Origin of the sequence: Citrobacter braakii (assembly GCF_009648935.1) — a bacterium.
Classification (GTDB): Bacteria; Pseudomonadota; Gammaproteobacteria; order Enterobacterales; family Enterobacteriaceae; genus Citrobacter; species Citrobacter braakii.
Genome location: NZ_CP045771.1, coordinates 1,933,125 through 1,955,223, shown reverse-complemented (window position 1 = coordinate 1,955,223; position 22,099 = coordinate 1,933,125). Strand labels below are relative to the sequence as shown.

Genomic DNA, 22,099 nt, shown 5'->3' with positions numbered 1-22,099 from the left:
TTATCTTAGGAAATTATTATTAGTCGCCAAAATCCTCTAAAAACAACAGTTTTTACAGCGTAACGCTCGTATCTTCGCGCCTTCGCTTTCATGATATATGTCGTTAATGTTAGCCTTCGCGCCCGTAAATTCGCTTTGACTATTTTTTAACAGATTAATGGTCCAAATTTATCCACATAAAAGGTGGATTATTGCATTTGGGATCGCGATCACTGATACATTCATTACTAAAATGTATCTTTCCGCCCGCAAATTATTACGGCGAAAAATTATATAAAAAATCGCTCAACGAATTTCGATTTACAGTCGGGTATTTTCTCATTGGATTGACCCCAAACCCGACTTTTTAAGCTTCCTCCAGGAGAAATAGATGGAAAACACTCAAACCAGCACTATCGTTACGGGCCAGACCCGCAGCGCATGGCGCAAGACAGATACCATGTGGATGCTGGGCCTTTACGGCACGGCGATTGGCGCGGGTGTATTGTTCCTGCCGATTAACGCAGGCGTAGGCGGTATGATTCCGCTGATCATCATGGCGATCCTTGCTTTCCCAATGACCTTCTTTGCACACCGCGGCCTGACTCGCTTCGTGCTGTCCGGTAAAAATCCGGGTGAAGACATTACTGAAGTTGTAGAAGAACACTTTGGTGTAGGCGCAGGAAAACTGATTACCCTGCTCTACTTCTTCGCTATCTACCCAATTCTGTTGGTCTACAGCGTAGCAATCACCAACACCGTCGAAAGCTTCCTGACCCACCAGCTGGCAATTACGCCGCCGCCGCGCGCAATCCTGTCTCTGATCCTGATTGTCGGCATGATGACCATCGTGCGTTTCGGTGAGCAGATGATCGTGAAGGCGATGAGCATCCTGGTATTCCCGTTTGTTGCCGCCCTGATGCTGCTGGCGCTGTACCTGATCCCTCAGTGGAGCGGTGCAGTTCTTGAAACCCTGTCCTTTGACTCTGCAGCAACCACCGGCAACGGACTGCTGTTGACCCTGTGGCTGGCAATTCCGGTAATGGTGTTCTCCTTCAACCACTCACCAATCATCTCCTCCTTCGCCGTGGCGAAGCGTGAAGAATACGGTGATGAAGCTGAGAAGAAATGCTCTAAGATTCTGGCATTCGCTCACATCATGATGGTGCTGACCGTTATGTTCTTCGTCTTCAGCTGCGTATTTAGCCTGACCCCAGCGGATCTGGCCGCAGCGAAAGAGCAGAACATCTCTATCCTGTCTTACCTGGCAAACCACTTTAACGCGCCGATCATTGCCTGGATGGCACCGATCATCGCGATTATCGCTATCACCAAATCCTTCCTCGGCCACTACCTGGGCGCACGTGAAGGTTTCAACGGTATGGTGATTAAGTCTCTGCGCGGCAAAGGCAAAACCATCGAAATCAACAAACTGAACAAAATCACTGCGCTGTTCATGCTGGTAACCACCTGGATTGTGGCGACGCTGAACCCAAGTATCCTCGGTATGATTGAAACCCTGGGTGGCCCTATCATCGCGATGATTCTGTTCCTGATGCCGATGTATGCAATTCAGAAAGTACCGGCAATGCGTAAATACAGCGGCCATATCAGCAACGTCTTCGTTGTGATTATGGGCCTGATCGCTATCTCCGCTATTTTCTACTCTCTGTTCAGTTAATTCCCCTGCGCCGCTCCTCGGGGCGGCGCACCTCGATACACAATGGACGCCTCATGATTAGCGTATTCGATATTTTCAAAATCGGCATTGGCCCTTCCAGCTCCCACACTGTTGGCCCGATGAAAGCAGGCAAACAATTCACGGATGACCTGATTGCACGCGGAATTCTCACTGACGTAACCCGCGTAGTGGTTGATGTCTATGGCTCTTTGTCTCTGACGGGGAAAGGTCACCATACCGACATCGCGATTATTATGGGCCTGGCGGGTAATCTGCCGGATACCGTAGACATTGATGCCATCCCGGCCTTTATCCAGGATGTGAATACTCATGGACGTTTGCTGCTGGCGGACGGTCAACATGAGGTCGAGTTCCCGGTCGACAAGTGCATGAATTTCCATGCGGACAATCTGTCCCTGCACGAAAACGGGATGCGTATTACCGCACTGGCGGGCGAAAAAGCCATTTACAGCCAGACTTACTATTCCATTGGCGGTGGATTCATCGTTGATGAAGAACATTTTGGTTTACCGAACAACTCTCCGGTAAACGTGCCGTATCCGTATAAATCTGCGGCTGATTTGCAACGTCATTGCCAGGAAACCGGCCTGTCACTTTCCGGTCTGATGATGCAAAACGAACTGGCGCTGCACAGCAAAGAAGAGCTGGAACAACACTTCGCCAACGTCTGGGACGTCATGCGCAGCGGGATTGAGCGCGGCATCACCACCGAAGGTGTATTGCCGGGCAAACTGCGCGTTCCACGTCGCGCGGCGGCGCTGCGTCGTATGCTGGTCAGCAGCGACAAAACCACCACTGATCCGATGGCGGTTGTTGACTGGATCAACATGTTCGCGCTGGCCGTGAACGAAGAAAACGCTGCCGGTGGACGCGTGGTTACGGCGCCAACTAATGGCGCATGCGGGATTGTTCCTGCCGTGCTGGCGTACTACGACAAGTTTATCCGCGAAGTGAACGCTAACTCGCTGGCACGCTACATGCTGGTCGCGAGCGCCATTGGTTCACTGTACAAAATGAACGCCTCTATCTCTGGCGCCGAAGTGGGCTGTCAGGGTGAAGTCGGCGTTGCCTGCTCCATGGCTGCGGCCGGTCTGGCTGAACTGCTGGGCGGTAGCCCAATGCAGGTGTGCATCGCGGCGGAAATCGGTATGGAACATAACCTGGGTCTGACCTGCGATCCGGTTGCCGGCCAGGTGCAGGTACCGTGCATTGAGCGTAACGCCATTGCTTCGGTTAAAGCAGTGAACGCCGCACGTATGGCGCTGCGCCGTACCAGCGAACCGCGCGTGTGCCTTGATAAAGTCATCGAGACCATGTACGAAACCGGTAAAGACATGAACGCCAAATACCGTGAAACATCTCGCGGCGGTCTGGCGATGAAGATTGTCACCTGCGATTAAGTCCCACCACGTTTCAGGATCTGTAGACCGGATGAGGCGCTCGCCGCCATCCGGTCTACAGATATCGCTATTTCGCAACACTCGCCTCCCCTCGCCGTGAATGTTACCCTACAAACTTATTTGTTAGGGAGAACACCGTGGCCGTCCACCTGCTCATTGTCGATGCACTGAACCTTATCCGCCGCATTCACGCCGTACAGGGCTCACCCTGCGTAGAGACGTGCCAGCACGCGCTCGATCAGCTGATTGTGCACAGTCAGCCTACGCACGCCGTGGCGGTATTCGATGATGAAGCGCGCAACAGCGGCTGGCGTCACCAACGGTTGCCTGACTACAAAGCAGGTCGCCCCCCGATGCCTGATGAATTGCACCAGGAAATGCCCGCCTTACGCGCCGCTTTTGAACAGCGCGGCGTCTGCTGTTGGGTCTCCAGCGGGAATGAAGCCGATGATTTAGCCGCAACCCTGGCGGTTAAAGTGAGCCAGGCGGGACATCAGGCTACCATCGTCTCAACCGATAAAGGCTATTGTCAGTTGCTCTCCCCGACGCTGCGTATTCGTGACTACTTCCAGAAGCGCTGGCTGGATGCACCGTTTATTGAGAAAGAGTTTGGCGTGCTGCCGCAGCAGTTGCCTGATTACTGGGGACTGGCCGGGATCAGCAGTTCGAAAGTTCCGGGGGTTGCAGGTATTGGTCCCAAAAGCGCCACGCAGCTGCTCGTACAGTTTCAACATCTGGAAGGCATTTACGCGCATCTTGATGAAGTACCGGACAAGTGGCGCAAGAAACTAGAGATGCACCAGGAGATGGCGTTTCTGTGTCGCGATATCGCACGGCTGCAAACGGACTTACATATCGACGGAAACCTGCAGCAATTACGGTTGGTGCGATAGGTCTGTTGCCGAATGGCGCTGTGCTTATCTGGCCTACACGTCGAACACCCCGGTAGGCCGGATAAGGCTTTCACGCCGTCACGCTGAAAAATTACCAGGCAGTGTGGTACAGCTCAACGATATCTCCAAGGTTCGCTTCACGCGGATTTCCCCCGGTACAAACATCGTCCAATGCCGCCTGCGCCAGCGCAGGAATATCCTCTTTACGTACGCCAACATCGCGTAAATGCAGCGGGATCCCTACATCGCGGTTAAGGGCGAAGACGGCATCTACTGCCGCTTTACGTGCCTCTGCCAGCGTCAGTCCTTCAACCTTAACTCCCATCACCCGGGCGATATCGCGGAATTTTTCCCCGGTGAATTCGGCGTTATAGCGCATCACGTGCGGCAGCAAAATGGCATTTGCTACGCCGTGCGGCGTGTTATAAAACGCGCCTAACGGGTGTGCCATTCCATGCACTAATCCCAGACCAACGTTGGAAAAGCCCATCCCGGCCACGTACTGGCCCAGCGCCATCGCTTCCCCGGCCTGGGTATCGCCCGCAACGGAACCACGTAATGCCCCGGCTATCATTTCAATAGCTTTAATGTGCAGCGCATCGGTAAGCGCCCACGCCGCCCGCGTAATGTACCCCTCAATAGCATGGGTCAGGGCATCCACTCCGGTGGCGGCTTTTAGCGCCGCTGGCATACCGTCCATCATGTCAGCATCAATGAACGCTACCTGTGGGATGTCATGGGGGTCGACACAAACAAACTTACGCCGATTTTCTTCGTCAGTGATCACGTAGTTAATGGTCACTTCCGCTGCCGTTCCCGCGGTGGTGGGGATAGCCATAACCGGCACACTCGGGCTGCGCGTTGGCGATAACCCTTCAAGGCTGCGTACATCCGCAAACTCAGGGTTATTATTGATAATGCCAATCGCTTTACAGGTATCCTGAGGGGAGCCTCCGCCGATGGCGATCAGATAGTCTGCGCCGCTTTGCTTAAAGACACCCAACCCTTCCTGCACCACCGCAATGGTTGGGTTAGGAATAACGCCTGAATAGATTTCCCATGCCAGACCAGCAGCATCCATTCGGGAAGTCACCTTATCGACAACGCCGCACTGCACCAGATTTTTATCAGTCACAATCAACGCCTTGCGATAACCACGACGGATGACTTCATCGGTTAATGCACCAACAGCTCCCCGGCCAAACCATGCCGTTTCGTTCAGAATCATTCTGTTCGCCATCGTATTTCTCCTTTTCGCTATGCGAAATTACTCTTCAATGCGTAATCCGTAAGATTTGAATTTCTCCAGCACAATGGCGATCTCCTCGTCATCCAGCACCGGCACGGGGTCAACAATCGCCAGCGTGCTCAGATAAAGGCGGGCCAGAACTTCCACTTCATGCGCCAACCACAGTGCTTTTTCCAAATTCGCTTCACAAGCAATCAACCCATGGTGCTGTAAAAGCGTTGCCTTACGGTTTTTCAGGGCGACGCTCACATGCTCTGACAGCTCTCGTGTACCAAACGTCGCATAAGGCGCACACGGAATAGAGTTCCCCCCTGCCGCCGCAATCATGTAGTGAATTGCCGGGATAGGGCGATTAAGAATAGAAACGGCCGTGCAATGTACGGCATGGTTATGGACAACCGCATTGGCATCGGGACGCGTCTGGTATGCCGCCAGGTGAAAACGCCATTCACTGGAGGGTAATTGTCCTTTATCATATTTCCCGTCGTTATCTACATACACGATCATATTTTCAGTAAGTCTTTCGTAAGGAATACCGCTGGGCGTGATCAGCATCCCATTTTCATAACGCGCACTCACATTTCCCGCCGTCCCCTGATTCAATCCAAGGCTGGTCATTTCAAGGCAGGTTTCAATGATTTCTCGCGACAAACGCATTCTTTCCATAATGATTCTCCGGGTACAGTTTCCCCTCGTCTTTATTGCGAAAAATGCAGCCGCAGAGTAAGACGGGTCAGGTTTCAGATACAGGCAGCCACTGAACGTATATATTCAGGTTCAGTAGGCCGATTTATTTATAGCGGCGTATTAAGGTTGTCTTACGCGCTTAATAAGTTTCATCTCAACTTTTACAGTTTCTTTAATTGGCTGGTCATCAATAGCACTCATCATCATATCGAACGCTTTTTCCGCCCAAACATTTTCATCCTGCTGCATTGACCAGACATTATTGGCGAGGAATCCCAGCATTGGGTGTTCATCGAATGTCCCAATATTAATTTCAGGTGGAATTGTGCCAAAACGATTACGAATAGCGTTAATGGCCCCCTCCAGTACGGGTAATGATGAGGCGATAAATGCCTGTGGGCAGCCCTGTTCGCCGATCAACTCATCCATCAGTCGATAACCCCCCTCGGGCGTGTTGTCCGGACCTTCGCGCACCCAATCGCTATGCAAAATACCATTATTGTTCAATGCATTAAGATAACCTTGTAAACGGTCGCCGATGCTGGGTAATCCGGTATCTCCCACCAAAAACCAGATCGGCGACTTTCCAGCGTCAAACAAACTTTGCGTCAATTTTTCGCCGCCCAAAATGTTATGGCTTTCTACCAGAGCGTTATCGGTATACTTAAAATCACGGTCAAGTAACACCATCGGTTTTCTGACCTGACGTAAATGGTGCTGCTGATTCTCTAATGTTGAGGGAACAATAAAAAGGCCATCGACATTGCGAGCTATTAACGCTTTGGTCAGTTTATTTTCGTAATCAACATCGTCATAGGTACAGCTAATCGTTAGCTGATAACCGGAACGACGACAGCGTTGCTCAAGTTTTTCTGCGAGTGTGGCAAAAAACACGTTGGAAATATTGGGCACAATCAATCCCAACGTATCCGTTTTATTCAATTTCAGGCTACGTGCTGAATGGTTAATGACGTAACCATAGCGCTCGACATATTCATTAATACGCGTTTGGGTTTTGACACTGATTCGATATTGCTCTGCTTTCCCGTTCAGCACCAGTCGTACGGTCGTAACCGATAAATTCAGATCGCTGGCTATCTGTTCTACTGTTTTAGCCATTTATATGCCCCAGTTCACATCCAAAAACGTCAATCTACAATCATAAAAGTATTTTAAACTTTTGTCTTACTGCATAAGTTGGTTAATCGCCTGCTGCTGATCCCACATCATCAGATAAGCCTGATATTTGCGGTCATAGAAGTTGCGCCGTGCCGGGTTAGCCTTAATCACCTCGCCTGATCGAACCATCGCCTGGCATGCAGATGGAATATTTTCCCACGCGCCGCAGGCAACCGCGCCGGTGATGGCTGCACCTAACGTCACCGCATCCTCTTCCTGCATCAGATGAATATCGCATCCGGTGGCATCGGCATATTCTCGCAACCACAGTGGATTATGCGTTGCGCCGCCGCACAGCGTCAGTCGGGAAATGGTGTGACCGTTTTCGCGCATCACTTCCATAATATGCCGCGTACCGCAGGCGATCGCCTGTAATGTCGCCAGGTACAGACGAGCAACCTGCATCTCGCCTCGCTCAAGAGTCAAACCGCAAACACTCCCCCGGGCATCGGGTCGCGCGCGCGGTGAACGATTGCCGTGGTGATCGGCCAGCACATGCAAATAACGACCAGGCTCTGGCTCCAGCGCCTCAAGTGCGGCAACCCATTCATTAACTAAAACGATGGGATGGCAACCCCGCGCCTCAGCCTTGTGAAATAGTGCCGCGCTGGCTCCTGACTCCTGAAGCGTCCAGTCGACTAACGCCCCAGCGGCACTTTGCCCCCCTTCTGTCAGCCAGTAGCCTGGCAGCATGGCTGACCAGTACGGCCCCCATACACCAGGTGTATGAATTTCCTGCTCGCTGCACAGCATATGGCAATTTGACGTTCCGCTGATCAACGCCAATGTCCCCTCAGGCTCAACACCAGCAAGCGCTACTCCGCCCGCATGGGCATCAATCATTCCGCTGGCGACGACCACTGCAGTCGTCAGCCCCAGCGCCTGGGCCGCATCGGTGCTAAGCGTTCCAACGGCAGCGCCTGGCGGCAGGATCCGCGACGGGATTTTGCCCAACAAATCCGTTAGCTCAACAGCGTCAAGCAGGGAGTGGCTAAAGCGTTGTTCATGTGCCAGATAGTTCCATTTACACGTCAGCGTGCACAGACCAGCAACATCACAGGCGGTAGCTTTAGAGACCAGAAAGTCCGCCAGATCGTAGAAGCGATACGCACTCTGCCAGGTGGCTGGAAAATGGTTTTTCAGCCACAGTACTTTAGGAAGCTCCATTTCGACGCTGACTTCACCGCCAACGTAGCGCAGAGCCGGATCCTGCGTGGCGTTTATACGTTGCGTCTCCTGCGCCGCACGATGATCCATCCACATGATGATGTTATGGTCTGATGGTTCGCCTGGTGAAACCGCCAGGCCCCGCCCCTGTTCATCCAGTGCCACCAATGAACAGGTGGCATCAAATCCCAATGCGCGGATCTCCTCAATGCGAACCCCGGATGACGACACCGCCTCCTTCACTGCATGGCAAACCTGCTGCCAGATTTCTACAGATGACTGCTCTACCCGCTCAGGACCGGGTCGAAACTGCGAGATGGCATATGTCGCAAAAGCCAGCCGTTTGCCACTGGCATCAAAGACACCAGCCCTGACGCTGGCGGAACCGACATCCACACCGAGGAAATATCCACTGCCCATAGTAACTCCCTGACGCTGGCGAATGATGGGGCGAGCACTTCGCCCCAACGGTGTTATTTTTTACCAAATGGGTGTAACAGCTTGTCAATTTCCGGGGTGTCAATGTTCTTCGCATTAACGAATTTAACCGGAATATCAATTTCTTTCGGTACAGACTGACCCGATACCGCTGCATTTAGTGTCTTGATACCCTGGTAGCCAATCTGATAAGCGTCCTGCACGACAAAGCCCTGAATGACCCCAGACTTCAGGAAAGCAATGATTGCCTCGGTGCTATCAAAACCAATCACTTTCACTTTGCCTTTCAGGTTTTGACTATCAATGGCGTTTGCTACGCCCAGCGTTGAGCCTTCATTGGTGCCATAAATCCCTGCAATATCAGGGTTGGCCTGGATCATATCGATGGTTTTATCCATCGCTTTTTGCGGATCGCCATCGCTGTACTGGACCGGTAGCACCTGGATTTCCGGGTATTTCTCCTTCATGCGGGCAATAAACCCTTCCGAACGCTCAATCGCTGAGGAGGTCCCCGCTACGTGCGCAATAATGCCCACTTTACCTTTGCTGCCCACTTCCGCAGCCAGTGCATCCGCCGCTTCAGCACCGGCTTTACGGTTATTCGTGGCGACAAAGCTCACTGGAATATCGGAATTCACGCCGGAGTCAAACGTCACAACTTTAATGCCGCGTGAATTTGCGGTCTCAACTAATGGCGCCAGCGCATTGGCATCTAACGCTGCCAGCAATAGCCCATTGGGTTTTTGCGCCATCGCGTTTTCAACTAGCTGAATCTGCTCGGCAATCTGAGTTTCATCCGCCGGGCCAACATAGCTGGTTTTATCACCCGACTCTTTTGCTGCCGCTTCCGTCCCCATTTTTACGGTTTGCCAGAATTCATGCTGGAAACCTTTACTGACCACCGGAAGGTTCATATCTTTAGCCAATACGCTGGATGTCATACAGGCCAGCAGGGATAACGCATAGACAAAATTCCTGGTTCTCATTGTTTTACTCCGTTCTGAGTGAGTCACCCTAAACGTCAGGGTTATGATGCCCCGTGACTTCCGGGAGCGTAAATCAACGAATTTTTTTGCGTAATGTATCGAGATAAACCGCAGCAATGACCACCACGCCCATGGCCACCATTTGCCAGAACTGGGAAACCCCCATCAGGTTCAGACCGTTTTTCAACACGCTCATAATGAATGCGCCGATGATAGTCCCGCCGATGGTGCCAATTCCTCCCATCAGGCTCGTACCGCCAATAACAACCGCCGCGATGGCTTCCAGTTCATAACCCACGCCAACCGTTGGCTGACCAGAGTTCAGACGTGAGGCCAGAATAACGCCGGCGATCCCGGTCAGCAGACCGCAAAAGGCGTAGACGAAAATTTTGACGCGTTGAACTTTAATACCGGAAAGGTGTGCGGCCACCTCATTGCTACCCACAGCGTAAACATAGCGACCAATCACCGTTTTCTTCAGGATGTAGGCGGCGATTAGCGCCACCACCACCAGGTAAAAAACGGGATAAGGCAACACATCGAACAAACGTCCCTGGGCCAGCATTTTAAAGGTGGGGTAATCAGCGAAATAAATCGCACGACCATCTGTCATCACCATATTGATGCCTCTGACGGACATCATCAGGCCCAGCGTGGCGATAAAAGGTGGGATAGTCATTTTGGTGACCAGCAGACCATTGATATAGCCGCATAATCCACCGGCCAGCACCCCGGCCAGAATACATACGGGCAGAGGCAATCCCAGCGTGGCGCTGATGCCCACCGCAACACCCGAAAAGGCCACCACTGAGCCAAGAGAAAGGTCGATTCCTGACGTGATAATGACGAAGGTAACGCCAATCGCCATAATGCCAATCACTGAAGTTTGCAGAGCGATTGTCATGATGTTTTCAGTGTTAAAGAAAAATGGCGAACCAAAGCTAAAAAATATTACTAAAATAATCAGACTCAAAAGCGGCGCAAGGCGCATTAAAAGTTCTTTGTTAATTTTTATTTTCTTATTATTGCTGTCTGAAGAGGTTACAGAGATAGTCATAAATTAGTCCTCTAACGTCGCATATTGCATGATTTTTTCTTGTGTGGCGTCATCAGAAGCTAACTCCCCGGTAATACGTCCATTACGCATCACTAAAATGCGATCGCACATACCCAGCACTTCCGGTAATTCAGAGGAGATCATTATAATTGACTTCCCTTTTGCCACCAGTCGATTCATTAATTCATAAATCTCAAGTTTGGCACCCACATCAATACCGCGAGTGGGTTCATCAAAGATGAGAATATCGGTGTCTTTACACACCCATCTGGCAATAATAATTTTCTGCTGATTACCACCACTTAAATTCAGAGCAGCCTGTTCTAAATGTGGTGTTTTAATGCGTAGGGCTTTCACCTGTTCTTCGCTGGTTTTCTGACAACGTTTGCTGTCCACGTTGCCATAACGATCGGAATACTCAGGATAATTGCCCAACATAATATTGCGCTCAACGGACAGTCCTAATGCCAGCCCCTCTTTTTTCCTGTCCTCGGTTAAATAGCTGATACCCTGTTTGATAGCATCAGGAATATCTTTAATTACCGTCACGCTACCGTTCAGCTTGAGGGTTCCGCCATCAATGGGATCCGCACCAAAAATCGCCCGCGCCAGCTCAGTACGTCCTGCCCCCATCAGACCGGCGAAGCCCAAAATTTCGCCCTGATACAGAGTGAAATCAATATTGTTCAATACGCCATTGCGTGTCAGACCGCTTACTTCCAACACCGGCTTGCGTTGAGCCAAAGGTTCGCGGCGAGGATAGATATTGCCAAGATCGCGCCCAACCATCATGGCAATCAGATCGCTAATTTTAACCGCATCATAATCCACAGTGGCAATAAACTGACCATCCCGCATCACCGTCGCGCGATCGGCGATCAGCGCCAGTTCCTCTAACCTGTGCGAGATATAAACAATGCCCGTTCCCTGTTCTTTCAGCAAACGAGTTACCTGAAATAAGCTGTCAATTTCCGTTTCAGTCAGTGCTGCCGTCGGTTCATCCATAATAAGAATCTTGGCATTCACCGATATCGCTTTAGCAATCTCAACCATTTGTTGTTGCGCGACGGTCAGATCGGCCACCAGCGTTTCTGGAGAGATATTCAGGTTTAATTTTTGCAAAATATCGATAGCTGCCTGTCGCTGTTGTTTTTCATCCAGACGCCAGCGATTATTTTTGCAAAACTCCCTGCCAATAAATATATTTTCTTCCACCGTGAGTTCAGGGAAAAGGTTAAACTCCTGGTGAATGATGGTGATACCTGCGCTTTGTGCACTCAACGGATTCGCAAAAGTAACAGGTTGTCCCTCAAAAATAATATCCCCTTCATCAGGCTGATAAACACCGGATAAAATCTTCATCAACGTAGACTTTCCTGCGCCATTCTCACCCAGCAGCGCATGAACCTCTCCTTTGCGTAAAGCAAAATCCACATTACTCAACGCTAATACGCCGGGAAAACGTTTCGTAATATGACTCATCTGTAAAAATGTTTCAGACATTGCTGCTTTCCTCAATATACAGAAACTGCAATCAGTGAATCAGGCGCAAAACGTTGCCAGGAAGCCATCGTCACCGTTAATGCGAATACTACCTATAAGTTCATATGCGTTTTATCAATTATGCTAACTCGAGTTAGCGAAGTGCCTTTTAAAGCTATTTTAGCTACTCAAAATAGCCAAATCATTTGGTTTAAAACTGTGACGCTGAACAGACAATTTATTACAACCAATTAATTTAAAAAGGTTTTATTGAAAATACCCGTCCTGGTTTATTTGACGCAGATCGAATTTTAACCACTTCTCGTGAAGCCTCTCACAGTTCCACAACAAAAAAGTTGTGCAAAAAACTCTCTAATACCTAAGCTAACTCGAGTTAGCAAAAATGGGTTATTCAGCCAACTGCGACGGTGGTGTTCAACATCCGCTTTTGCAGCACGGCATAAAGTGAGATGAGGAACCTCGAATGAACAAAAATAGCTTACCGAAAATTGGAATTCGTCCGGTGATTGATGGGCGCCGTATGGGTGTTCGTGAATCGCTCGAAGAGCAAACCATGAATATGGCCAAAGCCACTGCTGCGCTGATCACAGAGAAACTTCGTCACGCCTGTGGCGCACAAATTGAATGTGTGATTGCCGACACTTGCATTGCCGGGATGGCTGAATCTGCCGCCTGTGAAGAAAAATTCAGCAGCCTGAACGTAGGCGTGACGATTACTGTTACCCCATGCTGGTGCTACGGTAGCGAAACCATCGACATGGATCCGATGCGCCCAAAAGCTATCTGGGGCTTTAACGGAACAGAACGTCCCGGCGCAGTTTATCTGGCCGCAGCATTGGCTGCGCATAATCAAAAAGGACTTCCCGCCTTCTCTATTTACGGCCATGACGTACAGGATGCCGGCGACACCACGATCCCTGCCGATGTTGAAGAAAAATTGCTGCGCTTTGCCCGCGCGGGCCTGGCGGTTGCCAGTATGAAAGGCAAAAGCTACCTGTCCGTAGGCGGCGTTTCAATGGGCATTGCTGGCTCGATTGTCGATCATAACTTCTTTGAATCCTGGCTGGGAATGAAGGTTCAACCCGTTGATATGACCGAACTGCGTCGTCGCATCGACCAAAAAATCTATGACGAAGCTGAGCTGGAAATGGCGCTGGCGTGGGCGGATAAAAACTTCCGCTACGGTGAAGATCAGAACGCACAGCAATATAAGCGTAATGCAGAGCAGAGCCGTGCGGTGCTGAAAGAGAGCCTGCTGATGGCCATGTGCATTCGCGACATGATGCAGGGTAACCAGAAACTGGCAGACAAAGGTCGGGTTGAAGAGTCGCTGGGGTACAACGCGATTGCCGCAGGCTTCCAGGGCCAGCGTCACTGGACCGATCAATACCCGAATGGCGATACCGCCGAAGCACTGCTCAACAGCTCCTTTGACTGGAACGGCATTCGCGAACCGTTCGTTGTCGCCACCGAAAACGACAGCCTGAACGGCGTGGCGATGCTGTTTGGTCATCAACTCACCGGCACAGCGCAGGTCTTTGCCGATGTGCGAACCTACTGGTCGCCAGAGGCGGTTGAACGCGTCACGGGTAAACCGCTAACCGGCCTTGCTGAGCACGGTATTATTCACCTGATTAACTCCGGCTCGGCAGCACTGGATGGCTCCTGCAAACAGCGCGACGGCGAAGGGAAACCGACCATGAAGCCGCACTGGGAAATCTCACAGAAAGAGGCGGATGATTGCCTGGCGGCTACCGAATGGTGTCCGGCTATTCACGAATACTTCCGCGGCGGCGGCTATTCTTCTCGCTTCCTGACCGAGGGCGGCGTGCCGTTCACCATGACCCGCATCAACATCATCAAAGGCCTGGGCCCGGTGCTGCAAATCGCGGAAGGCTGGAGCGTGGAATTGCCGAAAGAGATGCACGACCAGCTTGATGCGCGCACCAACTCCACCTGGCCAACCACCTGGTTTGCCCCGCGCTTAACCGGTAAAGGCCCGTTCAGCGATGTCTATTCCGTCATGGCTAACTGGGGCGCAAACCACGGCGTACTGACGATTGGTCACGTGGGCGCGGACTTTATTACGCTCGCCGCCATGCTGCGTATCCCGGTTTGTATGCACAACGTGGAAGACGAAAAAATTTACCGCCCTTCAGCCTGGGCAGCCCATGGTATGGATATGGAAGGCCAGGATTATCGCGCCTGCCAGAACTACGGCCCGCTGTATAAGCGTTAATGCGACTCTGGCCCGGTGGCGCAAGCTTACCGGGCCTGCGCGGTGAATTTTGTAGGCCGGGTAAGCGCTGCGCCATCCGGCTACGTTTGGGGAGCGATTATGAAACAAGACGTTATCCTGGTTCTCGACTGTGGCGCGACCAACGTGCGGGCTATCGCCGTTGACCGACAGGGAAAGATTGTCGCCCGCGCAGCAACCCCGAACGCCAGTGACATCGCAACAGAAAACAGTACCTGGCATCAATGGTCGCTGGAGTCCATTCTGCAACGCTTCGCCGATTGCTGTCAGCGCCTCTGCACGCAACTAGCCGCCTGCCATGTCCGCGGGATCGCCGTCACCACTTTTGGCGTAGACGGCGCGCTGGTTGATAAGAACGGCAAGCAGCTGTATCCGGTGATTAGCTGGAAATGCCCACGCACCGCAGCGGTGATGGAGAATATTCACCGCTACATATCACCGCAGCAATTGCAGGAAATTTCCGGCGTCGGCGCATTTAGCTTCAACACGCTGTATAAACTGGTGTGGCTGAAAGAAAACCATCCGCAATTTCTGGAGCAGGCGCACGCCTGGTTGTTTATCTCGTCGCTTATCAACCACCGTTTAACCGGCGAGTTCACTACAGATATCACCATGGCGGGCACCAGTCAGCTGCTGGACATCCGGCAGCGCGATTTTAGTCATGACATTTTGCAGGCTACGGGCATACCGCGCCGTCTGTTCCCGCGCCTGGTTGAAGCAGGCGAACAGATTGGGGCTTTGCAACCAGAGGCTGCCAGCCTGCTCGGGCTTACGGCGGGAATTCCGGTCATCTCTGCCGGACACGACACGCAGTTTGCGCTATTTGGCGCTGGAGCCCAGCCAGATGAACCGGTGCTCTCTTCCGGCACATGGGAAATTCTGATGGTGCGCAGTGCGCAGGTGGATACCTCCCAGCTCAGCCAATATGCGGGTTCCACTTGTGAGCTGGATAGCCAGGCTGGACTGAATAACCCCGGCATGCAGTGGCTGGCTTCCGGTGTACTTGAGTGGGTGCGTAAGCTGTTGTGGACTGCCGACACCCCCTGGCAGACGTTGATTGACGAAGCCAGGGCCATCCCGGCAGGCGCCGAAGGAGTGAAGATGCACTGCGACCTGCTGGCCTGTCAGAATGCGGGCTGGCAAGGGGTTACGCTCAATACCACCCGTGGGCACTTTTATCGCGCCGCGCTGGAAGGACTGACAGAACAGCTGCAGCGAAACCTCCATACGCTGGAAAAAATCGGTCATTTCCAGGCCACAGAACTGCTATTGGTTGGTGGGGGAAGCCGTAACGCGTTGTGGAATCAGATCAAAGCGAATGTTCTCGGGATACCTGTCAAAGTGCTGGATGACGCCGAAACCACCGTGGCAGGTGCCGCAATGTTTGCGTGGTCGGGCATTGGGGAATTTGCCTCACCGGAACAGGCACGCGGGCAGGTACGCTACCAGTACCGTTACTTTTATCCGCAAACCGAATCCGAACTAACAGGAGTTGAGTAATATGCTCAAAACAATATCTCCCTTAATTTCGCCCGACCTGCTGAAGGTACTGGCTGAAATGGGGCACGGCGATGAGATTATATTTTCCGATGCCCACTTCCCGGCCCACAGCATGGGACCGCAGGTTATCCGCACCGACGGTCTGCTGGTCAGCGACCTGCTACAGGCGATTATTCCGCTCTTTGAACTGGACAGCTATGCCCCACCGCTGGTGATGATGGCGGCTGTTGAAGGCGATGCCCTCGATCCTGACGTCGAGGCCCGCTATCGTCAGGCGCTTTCACTGCAAACCCCCTGCCCGGACATCACGCGTATTGACCGCTATGCCTTCTATGAACGCGCGCAACAGGCGTTTGCGATCGTTATCACTGGAGAGCGGGCAAAGTACGGGAATATTCTATTAAAAAAAGGAGTAACCCCGTAATCTCTGGTCTGAATGCCCGTCAGCTACGGGCATTCATCATAAGATGAGGATCAGAACATGAAAGCGACGCGCCAGCAGGCGATCGTAGATCTGCTTACCAACCACAAAAATCTGACAACCGAAACCCTTGCTTTGCAACTTAAGGTCAGCAAAGAGACCATCCGCCGCGATCTCAGCGAGCTACAAGCCCAGGGAAAAGTGCTGCGCAATCACGGGCGGGCCAAAGTGATTCATCGGGAAAATCAGGACAGCGGCGACCCGTTTCATATGCGACTCAAAAGCCACTATGCCCACAAAGCGAATATTGCCCGCGAAGCGCTGGCATGGATCGAAGAAGGTATGGTGATAGCCCTGGACGCCAGCTCAACGTGCTGGTACCTGGCGCGACAGTTACCGGACATCAACATTCACGTCTTTACCAACAGCCAGCCCATTTGCCAGGAATTGGCTAAACGCGAACACCTTCAGCTCATCAGCTCCGGCGGTCGCCTTGAGCGTAAATACGGTTGCTATGTTAACCCCTCGCTCATCTCGCAGCTCAAACCACTCGAGATCGATCTGTTTATTTTTTCCTGCGTAGGGATCGACAGCGACGGCGCACTCTGGGACTCTAACGCGACCAATGCCGACTTCAAGTCCATTCTGCTTAAGCGCGCAGCGCAGTCATTATTGCTGATCGATAAAAGTAAATTTAATCGTTCGGGGGAGGCCCGGATTGGGCATCTGGATGATGTGACGCATATTATTTCAGATACGCCGCTAATTGAAACAATACAGGCCGGATGAGGCATTTACGCCTTCATCCGGCCTGCAATTTTACCTTATCGCTCGTCGCGACGACCACCAACAGCAGCCCACAGGCGACGGACGTGCACGGTGACTTCTTCACGGTCATGATACAGCTGACGCGCCTGAATCTGGGCATTTACGCCATGCTCGTCAAGCTGTGCCTGAATATAAGCCAGGTTTTGCGACACCTCTTCGTAGCGTTTTTTCATCGGCAGCTTGAGGTTGAAAATAGTCTCACGACACCAGCCGTTGACCAGCCACTGCGCCATCAGGGCGGCAACCTTCGCGGGCTTTTCCACCATGTCGCAAACCATCCACGAAATGTTATTGCGATTTGGCCGGTACTTAAATCCGTCTTCGCGCAGCCAGGTAACTTGTCCGGTATCCATCAGACTTTGCGCCATCGGACCATTATCCACGGAGTAAACCCACATGTTGCGTTTAACCAGTTGATAGGTCCAACCGCCCGGGCATGCCCCTAAATCCACCGCATACATTCCGTTAGCCAGACGTTCATCCCACTCATCGGCAGGAATAAACACGTGCAGCGCTTCTTCCAGCTTCAGTGTTGAACGGCTCGGCGCATCGGCCGGGAACTTCAGACGCGGAATGCCCATGTAGAACGGGGAGTTATTGTCAGGCCAGGAATAGCCGGTATAGCAGCAGCCAGGTGCGATAAAGAACACATGAACCACCGGACGTTTTGGCGTTTCATATTTTGCCAGCACGCCCGCTTCCCGCAGCGCCGCGCGCAGTGGTACGGTAAATTTACGGCAAAATTTAACCAACTCTTTGCTTTCATTGGTATCAGCAACTTCAACGCGCAGATCGCCGCCTTTCTCTACCACGCCCTGCAACATGCCGACAATCGGCGTAATGCGGTCTTCCGGCGGTAAATATTGCAGCAGTTCGCCCACCACAAACATTTGACGGGCAAAAATCAGCGAGCTAAACGGCAACTCTTTCACTAACTTTTCGGCATCGTCCTGCTGATAGCATTCGAAGATGACGTAACCCGCATTGTCTTTCACGCGGGCAAAACCGAAGATTTCCCGGCGTCCTGCTTTATCCGTAATTTCTGCGGCGCACTCTTTTTCAAAACCTGGGCGACACAACAATACAACCTTATTCATGACTAACGCCCTTACGTTTCAATCGAATAGCGCCCACTAACATCAGCGCCCAGCCCACAAGGAAGCTGAAACCGCCGACAGGGGTAACAAACGCCCACAGGCGTAAATGCGAGAGCGCGAGGCAATACAGGCTGCCGCTAAACAGCACCGTTCCTAATGCCAAAAACACGCTACTCCAGTAAAACCAAATGCTAATACGCCGCTGCATGGCGACGGCCAGGCCAAATATAGCCAGCGTATGGAACGCCTGATACTCGAGGCCAGTCTGGATCCACCCCATCTCAACGACACCGAGGGTTTTACTCAGAACATGTGCCCCAAAGGCGCCCAACGCCACAAAGATAAAGCCACTTACGGCGGCAAAAATCAGCATAAAACGGCTGGTCATGTGAATACCCTACGTAAATTATTGTTCATAACGAAAGCGGAATTTTTCTTGTTCCGTGGCCGCTTTCGCCAGAATCCACTGACGGAAGGCGGCTATTTTACCCAGTTCTGCCTGACTGTCATGACAAACCAGATAAAATGCGTTTTTGCTGACCAGAACATCATTAAACGGACAGACCAGACGTCCGGCTTCTATTTCGGATTGCGCCATGACGTTATTAGCCAACGCAATTCCCTGTCCATGGATAGCAGCCTGGAGCACCATGGCGCTATGGCTGAAGATGGGTCCCTGCTGTACGTTGATATGATTCAGGCCAAGCTGGCGCGTATAGGCTTGCCAGTCACGGCGCGACGCATCGTGCAATAATGTGTGTTTCGCCAGATCTTCGGGCGTCTTTAGCGGTTTATCACCGGTGAGTAATAGCGGCGAGCAGACCGGCAATAGATATTCTGCGTACAATTTTTCAACACGCAGACCCGGCCAGTTGCCACGTCCGTAGAAAATCGCCACATCAACGTCGTCAGCCAGTTTGTCTTCCTGACGGTCCACCGCCTGGATCCTGACATCGATTCCCGGATAAGCTGAGTTAAAGCTAGAGAGTCTGGGAACCATCCATTGGATTGCAAAACTGGGCAATAAACTCACGGTGAGCGCACCTTTTGCACTGCGTGCCTGAAGTTTACGCGTCGCGTCGGTTAATTGCGAAAAAATCTCTTTGATGTCGAGAAAGTAGCTTTGGCCTTCTTCCGTTAACAGCAAAGATCGATTGCGTCGACGAAACAGCTTCAGCCCCAGGAAATCCTCAAGTGACTTGATTTGATGACTTACTGCGGCCTGCGTCACAAAAAGCTCTTCTGCTGCGCGAGTAAAGCTCAAATGACGCGCTGCAGCATCAAAAACACGCAACGCATTTAGGGGTGGTAATCGTTTTGACATGACTTTTAGGCTTTGATGTTAAATGAATTTAACAATTAACCAACAGGTTGTAACCTATTAGTTTTTTTTATCTGAGCCATTATAAATTGTCCGTTGAGGTTCTACCAGCAAATACCTATAGTGGCGGCACTTCCTGAAGCCGGAACGAAAAGTTTTATCGGAATGCGTGTTCTGGTGGGCTTTTGGCTTACGGTTGTGATGTTGTGTTGTTGTGTTTGCAATTGGTCTGCGATTCAGACCATGGTAGCAAAGCTACCCTTTTTCACTTCCTGTACATTTACCCTGTCTGTCCATAGTGATTAATGTAGCACCGCCAAATTGCGGTGCTTTTTTTTGTCCGACTCTTTGTCGATGGACGACCGGTTAGTTATCCAGTTCTACCATCTCTTTCACATCGGTACGGTTAATCTGCTGTTTGTTGCCGTTAGCGTCTTTATACGAAATCATCCCCGTTTCATTGTCGGTCTGTGGCTTACCATCAGATACGATTGATCGACCATCATTGGTGTGCATCACGTAATTCGAACCAGAACAGGCGCTCAGGGCAAAAGTCAGCATACAAGCAGAGATAATTGCGGCAGTCTTTTTCATCTTTTTCTCCTTAAAGCGATTTATGCTATTAAAAACACACTCCGTAACAGGCTAAATTGCTCGCCTAACGGTATATAGCATAAGACACTGCGTGGACTTTGCCAGGATATCCAGAGTATTCCGATGGTTAGCCCCCCCCTTGTATCAGCGCCCTTTTTGCGCCACGATCGGTTTACTGAACTGAGGAATACCATGAACGCTTTTAACCCCGCGCAGTTTCGCGCGCAATTTCCCGCACTCAACGATGCTGGCGTCTATCTCGACAGCGCTGCTACCGCACTGAAGCCGCAGGCAGTGATTGAGGCCACCCATCAGTTTTATAGCCTGAGCGCCGGGAACGTCCATCGCAGCCAGTTTGCCGAAGCACAGCGCCTGACCGCACGCTATGAAGCCGCGCGGGAAAAAGTCGCAAGCCTGATTAATGCGCCGGATGACAAAACAATCGTCTGGACCCGCGGTACGACGGAAGCGATCAACATGGTTGCCCAAAGCTATGCGCGACCGCGCTTACAACCGGGTGATGAGATTATCGTTAGCGCAGCAGAGCATCATGCCAACCTCGTGCCCTGGCTGATGGTGGCGGAGCAAACGGGGGCGAAGGTCGTCAGGCTGCCGCTTAACGCCCATTTATTGCCAGACGTTGAATGCCTCACGCAACTCATCACTCCACGCAGCCGCATTCTGGCGCTTGGGCAGATGTCGAACGTTACCGGCGGTTGCCCGGATCTGGCCCGCGCCATTACGCTCGCCCATGCGGCTGGAATGGTGGTGATGGTGGATGGTGCCCAGGGGATTGTCCATTTCCCCGCCGACGTACAGCAATTAGACATTGATTTCTATGCGTTCTCGGGCCACAAGCTGTATGGCCCCACCGGCATTGGCGTGCTGTACGGTAAACCGGAACTGCTGGATGCCATGTCTCCCTGGCTCGGTGGGGGTAAAATGATTAGCGAAGTCAGTTTTGACGGTTTCACCACCCAGGCTGCTCCATGGAAGCTGGAGGCCGGTACGCCTAACGTTGCTGGCGTTATCGGGCTAAGCGCGGCGCTCGAATGGCTGGCGGACGTTGACGTGGTGCAGGCCGAAAACTGGAGCCGGGGTCTGGCGACGCTGGCAGAAGATGCACTGGCGAAACGCCCCGGCTTTCGCTCCTTCCGCTGCCAGGACTCCAGTCTGTTAGCCTTTGATTTCGCAGGTGTTCATCACAGCGACATGGTGACGTTGCTGGCCGAATATGGCATTGCACTGCGTGCAGGACAACACTGTGCGCAACCGCTGCTGGCAGAACTGGGCGTATCCGGGACGCTACGCGCCTCATTTGCACCTTATAATACGCAAAGTGATGTAGATGCGTTGGTCGCAGCCGTTGACCGCGCGCTGGAAATATTGGTGGATTAATGACAAGCCCTCTGTTCGCCGGACACCCGTTTGGCACAACCGTAACGGAAGAGACGTTACGCAATACCTTTACCTCGCTCACCCAGTGGGAAGATAAATATCGCCAGCTGATTCTGCTGGGTAAGCAGTTGCCAGCGCTTCCGGATTCGCTAAAGGCGCAGGCCAAAGAGATCGCGGGCTGCGAAAACCGCGTTTGGCTGGGGCATACCCTTCATGAGAATGGTACTTTGCATTTCTTCGGCGACAGCGAAGGTCGCATTGTTCGCGGGCTGCTGGCGGTATTACTCACGGCGGTCGAAGGTAAAACTGCAGCCGAGTTACTGGCGCATTCGCCTATGGCATTATTTGACGAGCTAGGTTTACGCGCGCAGCTCAGCGCCTCGCGTACCCAGGGGCTGCATGCTCTGAACGAGGCGATTCTTGAGGCTGCCCGACAGGTTTGA

The 22,099-nt window shown here is 52.0% G+C and carries 20 protein-coding genes; 9 read left to right on the top strand and 11 right to left on the bottom strand.

The annotated features are described in order from the left end of the window. Nucleotides 1-370: 370 nt before the first annotated feature. The 3 genes from GFC06_RS09125 (at nt 371) to xni (ending at nt 3,974) form a co-directional block, all read left to right on the top strand. A complete protein-coding gene (locus tag GFC06_RS09125) occupies nt 371-1,660 on the top strand; it encodes an HAAAP family serine/threonine permease (RefSeq protein ID WP_016154247.1) in 1,290 nt (429 codons plus the stop codon). 53 nt (nt 1,661-1,713) lie between these two features. Continuing rightward, a complete protein-coding gene (locus GFC06_RS09120) occupies nt 1,714-3,081 on the top strand; it encodes an L-serine ammonia-lyase (protein ID WP_016154248.1) in 1,368 nt (455 codons plus the stop codon). Nucleotides 3,082-3,218: 137 nt separating this feature from the next. Further along, a complete protein-coding gene (gene xni, locus GFC06_RS09115; protein ID WP_016154249.1) occupies nt 3,219-3,974 on the top strand; it encodes a flap endonuclease Xni in 756 nt (251 codons plus the stop codon). Between the two features lie 91 nt (nt 3,975-4,065). Here xni and fucO read toward each other — a convergent pair whose 3' ends face one another. From fucO to GFC06_RS09080, 7 genes are all read right to left on the bottom strand, one after another. Continuing rightward, nucleotides 4,066-5,214, bottom strand: coding sequence for a lactaldehyde reductase (gene fucO / locus GFC06_RS09110; RefSeq protein WP_047499380.1), 1,149 nt, complete (start codon nt 5,212-5,214; stop codon nt 4,066-4,068). A 27-nt stretch (nt 5,215-5,241) separates the two neighbouring features. Beyond that, a complete protein-coding gene (gene fucA, locus GFC06_RS09105; protein WP_003034062.1) occupies nt 5,242-5,889 on the bottom strand; it encodes an L-fuculose-phosphate aldolase in 648 nt (215 codons plus the stop codon). A 141-nt stretch (nt 5,890-6,030) separates the two neighbouring features. Next, entirely contained in the window at nt 6,031-7,029 is a 999-nt protein-coding gene (locus tag GFC06_RS09100) for a LacI family DNA-binding transcriptional regulator (protein WP_016154251.1), read from the bottom strand. Between the two features lie 66 nt (nt 7,030-7,095). Then, complete coding sequence (locus GFC06_RS09095; RefSeq protein WP_153690057.1) at nt 7,096-8,676, bottom strand: FGGY-family carbohydrate kinase; 1,581 nt, start codon at nt 8,674-8,676, stop codon at nt 7,096-7,098. Between the two features lie 53 nt (nt 8,677-8,729). Next, entirely contained in the window at nt 8,730-9,680 is a 951-nt protein-coding gene (locus GFC06_RS09090) for an ABC transporter substrate-binding protein (RefSeq protein WP_016157361.1), read from the bottom strand. A gap of 73 nt (nt 9,681-9,753) precedes the next feature. Continuing rightward, entirely contained in the window at nt 9,754-10,737 is a 984-nt protein-coding gene (locus GFC06_RS09085) for an ABC transporter permease (RefSeq protein ID WP_003034055.1), read from the bottom strand. Between the two features lie 3 nt (nt 10,738-10,740). After that, nucleotides 10,741-12,240, bottom strand: a complete 1,500-nt coding sequence (locus GFC06_RS09080) for a sugar ABC transporter ATP-binding protein (RefSeq protein WP_047499376.1) — start codon at nt 12,238-12,240, stop codon at nt 10,741-10,743. A 463-nt stretch (nt 12,241-12,703) separates the two neighbouring features. Between GFC06_RS09080 and fucI the strand changes: the two genes are divergently transcribed. The 4 genes from fucI to fucR all read left to right on the top strand — a co-directional run bounded on the left by fucI (nt 12,704) and on the right by fucR (nt 17,207). Continuing rightward, nucleotides 12,704-14,479 (top strand): L-fucose isomerase, encoded by a 1,776-nt coding sequence (fucI, locus tag GFC06_RS09075; protein ID WP_047357907.1) that lies wholly within the window; start codon nt 12,704-12,706, stop codon nt 14,477-14,479. A 99-nt stretch (nt 14,480-14,578) separates the two neighbouring features. Further along, nucleotides 14,579-15,997 carry an L-fuculokinase gene (gene fucK / locus GFC06_RS09070; RefSeq protein ID WP_153690056.1) on the top strand — a complete coding sequence of 473 codons (1,419 nt, stop codon included), beginning with the start codon at nt 14,579-14,581 and terminating at the stop codon, nt 15,995-15,997. Between the two features lies 1 nt (nt 15,998). Further along, nucleotides 15,999-16,421 carry an L-fucose mutarotase gene (fucU, locus tag GFC06_RS09065; RefSeq protein WP_080859165.1) on the top strand — a complete coding sequence of 141 codons (423 nt, stop codon included), beginning with the start codon at nt 15,999-16,001 and terminating at the stop codon, nt 16,419-16,421. Between the two features lie 57 nt (nt 16,422-16,478). After that, complete coding sequence (gene fucR, locus GFC06_RS09060) at nt 16,479-17,207, top strand: L-fucose operon activator (RefSeq protein ID WP_153690055.1); 729 nt, start codon at nt 16,479-16,481, stop codon at nt 17,205-17,207. Between the two features lie 35 nt (nt 17,208-17,242). On the opposite strand, the gene rlmM is transcribed toward fucR, so the two are convergent. The 4 genes from rlmM to GFC06_RS09040 form a co-directional block, all read right to left on the bottom strand. Beyond that, nucleotides 17,243-18,343, bottom strand: coding sequence for a 23S rRNA (cytidine(2498)-2'-O)-methyltransferase RlmM (rlmM, locus tag GFC06_RS09055; RefSeq protein WP_003034040.1), 1,101 nt, complete (start codon nt 18,341-18,343; stop codon nt 17,243-17,245). Further along, nucleotides 18,336-18,731, bottom strand: coding sequence for a DUF423 domain-containing protein (locus tag GFC06_RS09050; protein WP_003034037.1), 396 nt, complete (start codon nt 18,729-18,731; stop codon nt 18,336-18,338). Before GFC06_RS09050 ends, rlmM begins: the two co-directional genes overlap by 8 nt. Before the next feature lie 18 nt (nt 18,732-18,749). After that, on the bottom strand, nt 18,750-19,667 hold the full coding sequence (gene gcvA / locus GFC06_RS09045) for a glycine cleavage system transcriptional regulator GcvA (RefSeq protein WP_016154260.1): 918 nt from the start codon (nt 19,665-19,667) through the stop codon (nt 18,750-18,752). 363 nt (nt 19,668-20,030) lie between these two features. After that, complete coding sequence (locus GFC06_RS09040; RefSeq protein WP_016154261.1) at nt 20,031-20,258, bottom strand: YgdI/YgdR family lipoprotein; 228 nt, start codon at nt 20,256-20,258, stop codon at nt 20,031-20,033. A gap of 192 nt (nt 20,259-20,450) precedes the next feature. On the opposite strand from GFC06_RS09040, the gene csdA reads away from it, so the two are divergent. Continuing rightward, nucleotides 20,451-21,656 (top strand): cysteine desulfurase CsdA, encoded by a 1,206-nt coding sequence (csdA, locus tag GFC06_RS09035; RefSeq protein ID WP_153690054.1) that lies wholly within the window; start codon nt 20,451-20,453, stop codon nt 21,654-21,656. Beyond that, a complete protein-coding gene (csdE, locus tag GFC06_RS09030) occupies nt 21,656-22,099 on the top strand; it encodes a cysteine desulfurase sulfur acceptor subunit CsdE (protein ID WP_047357912.1) in 444 nt (147 codons plus the stop codon). The genes csdA and csdE overlap by 1 nt, the downstream gene beginning before the upstream one ends.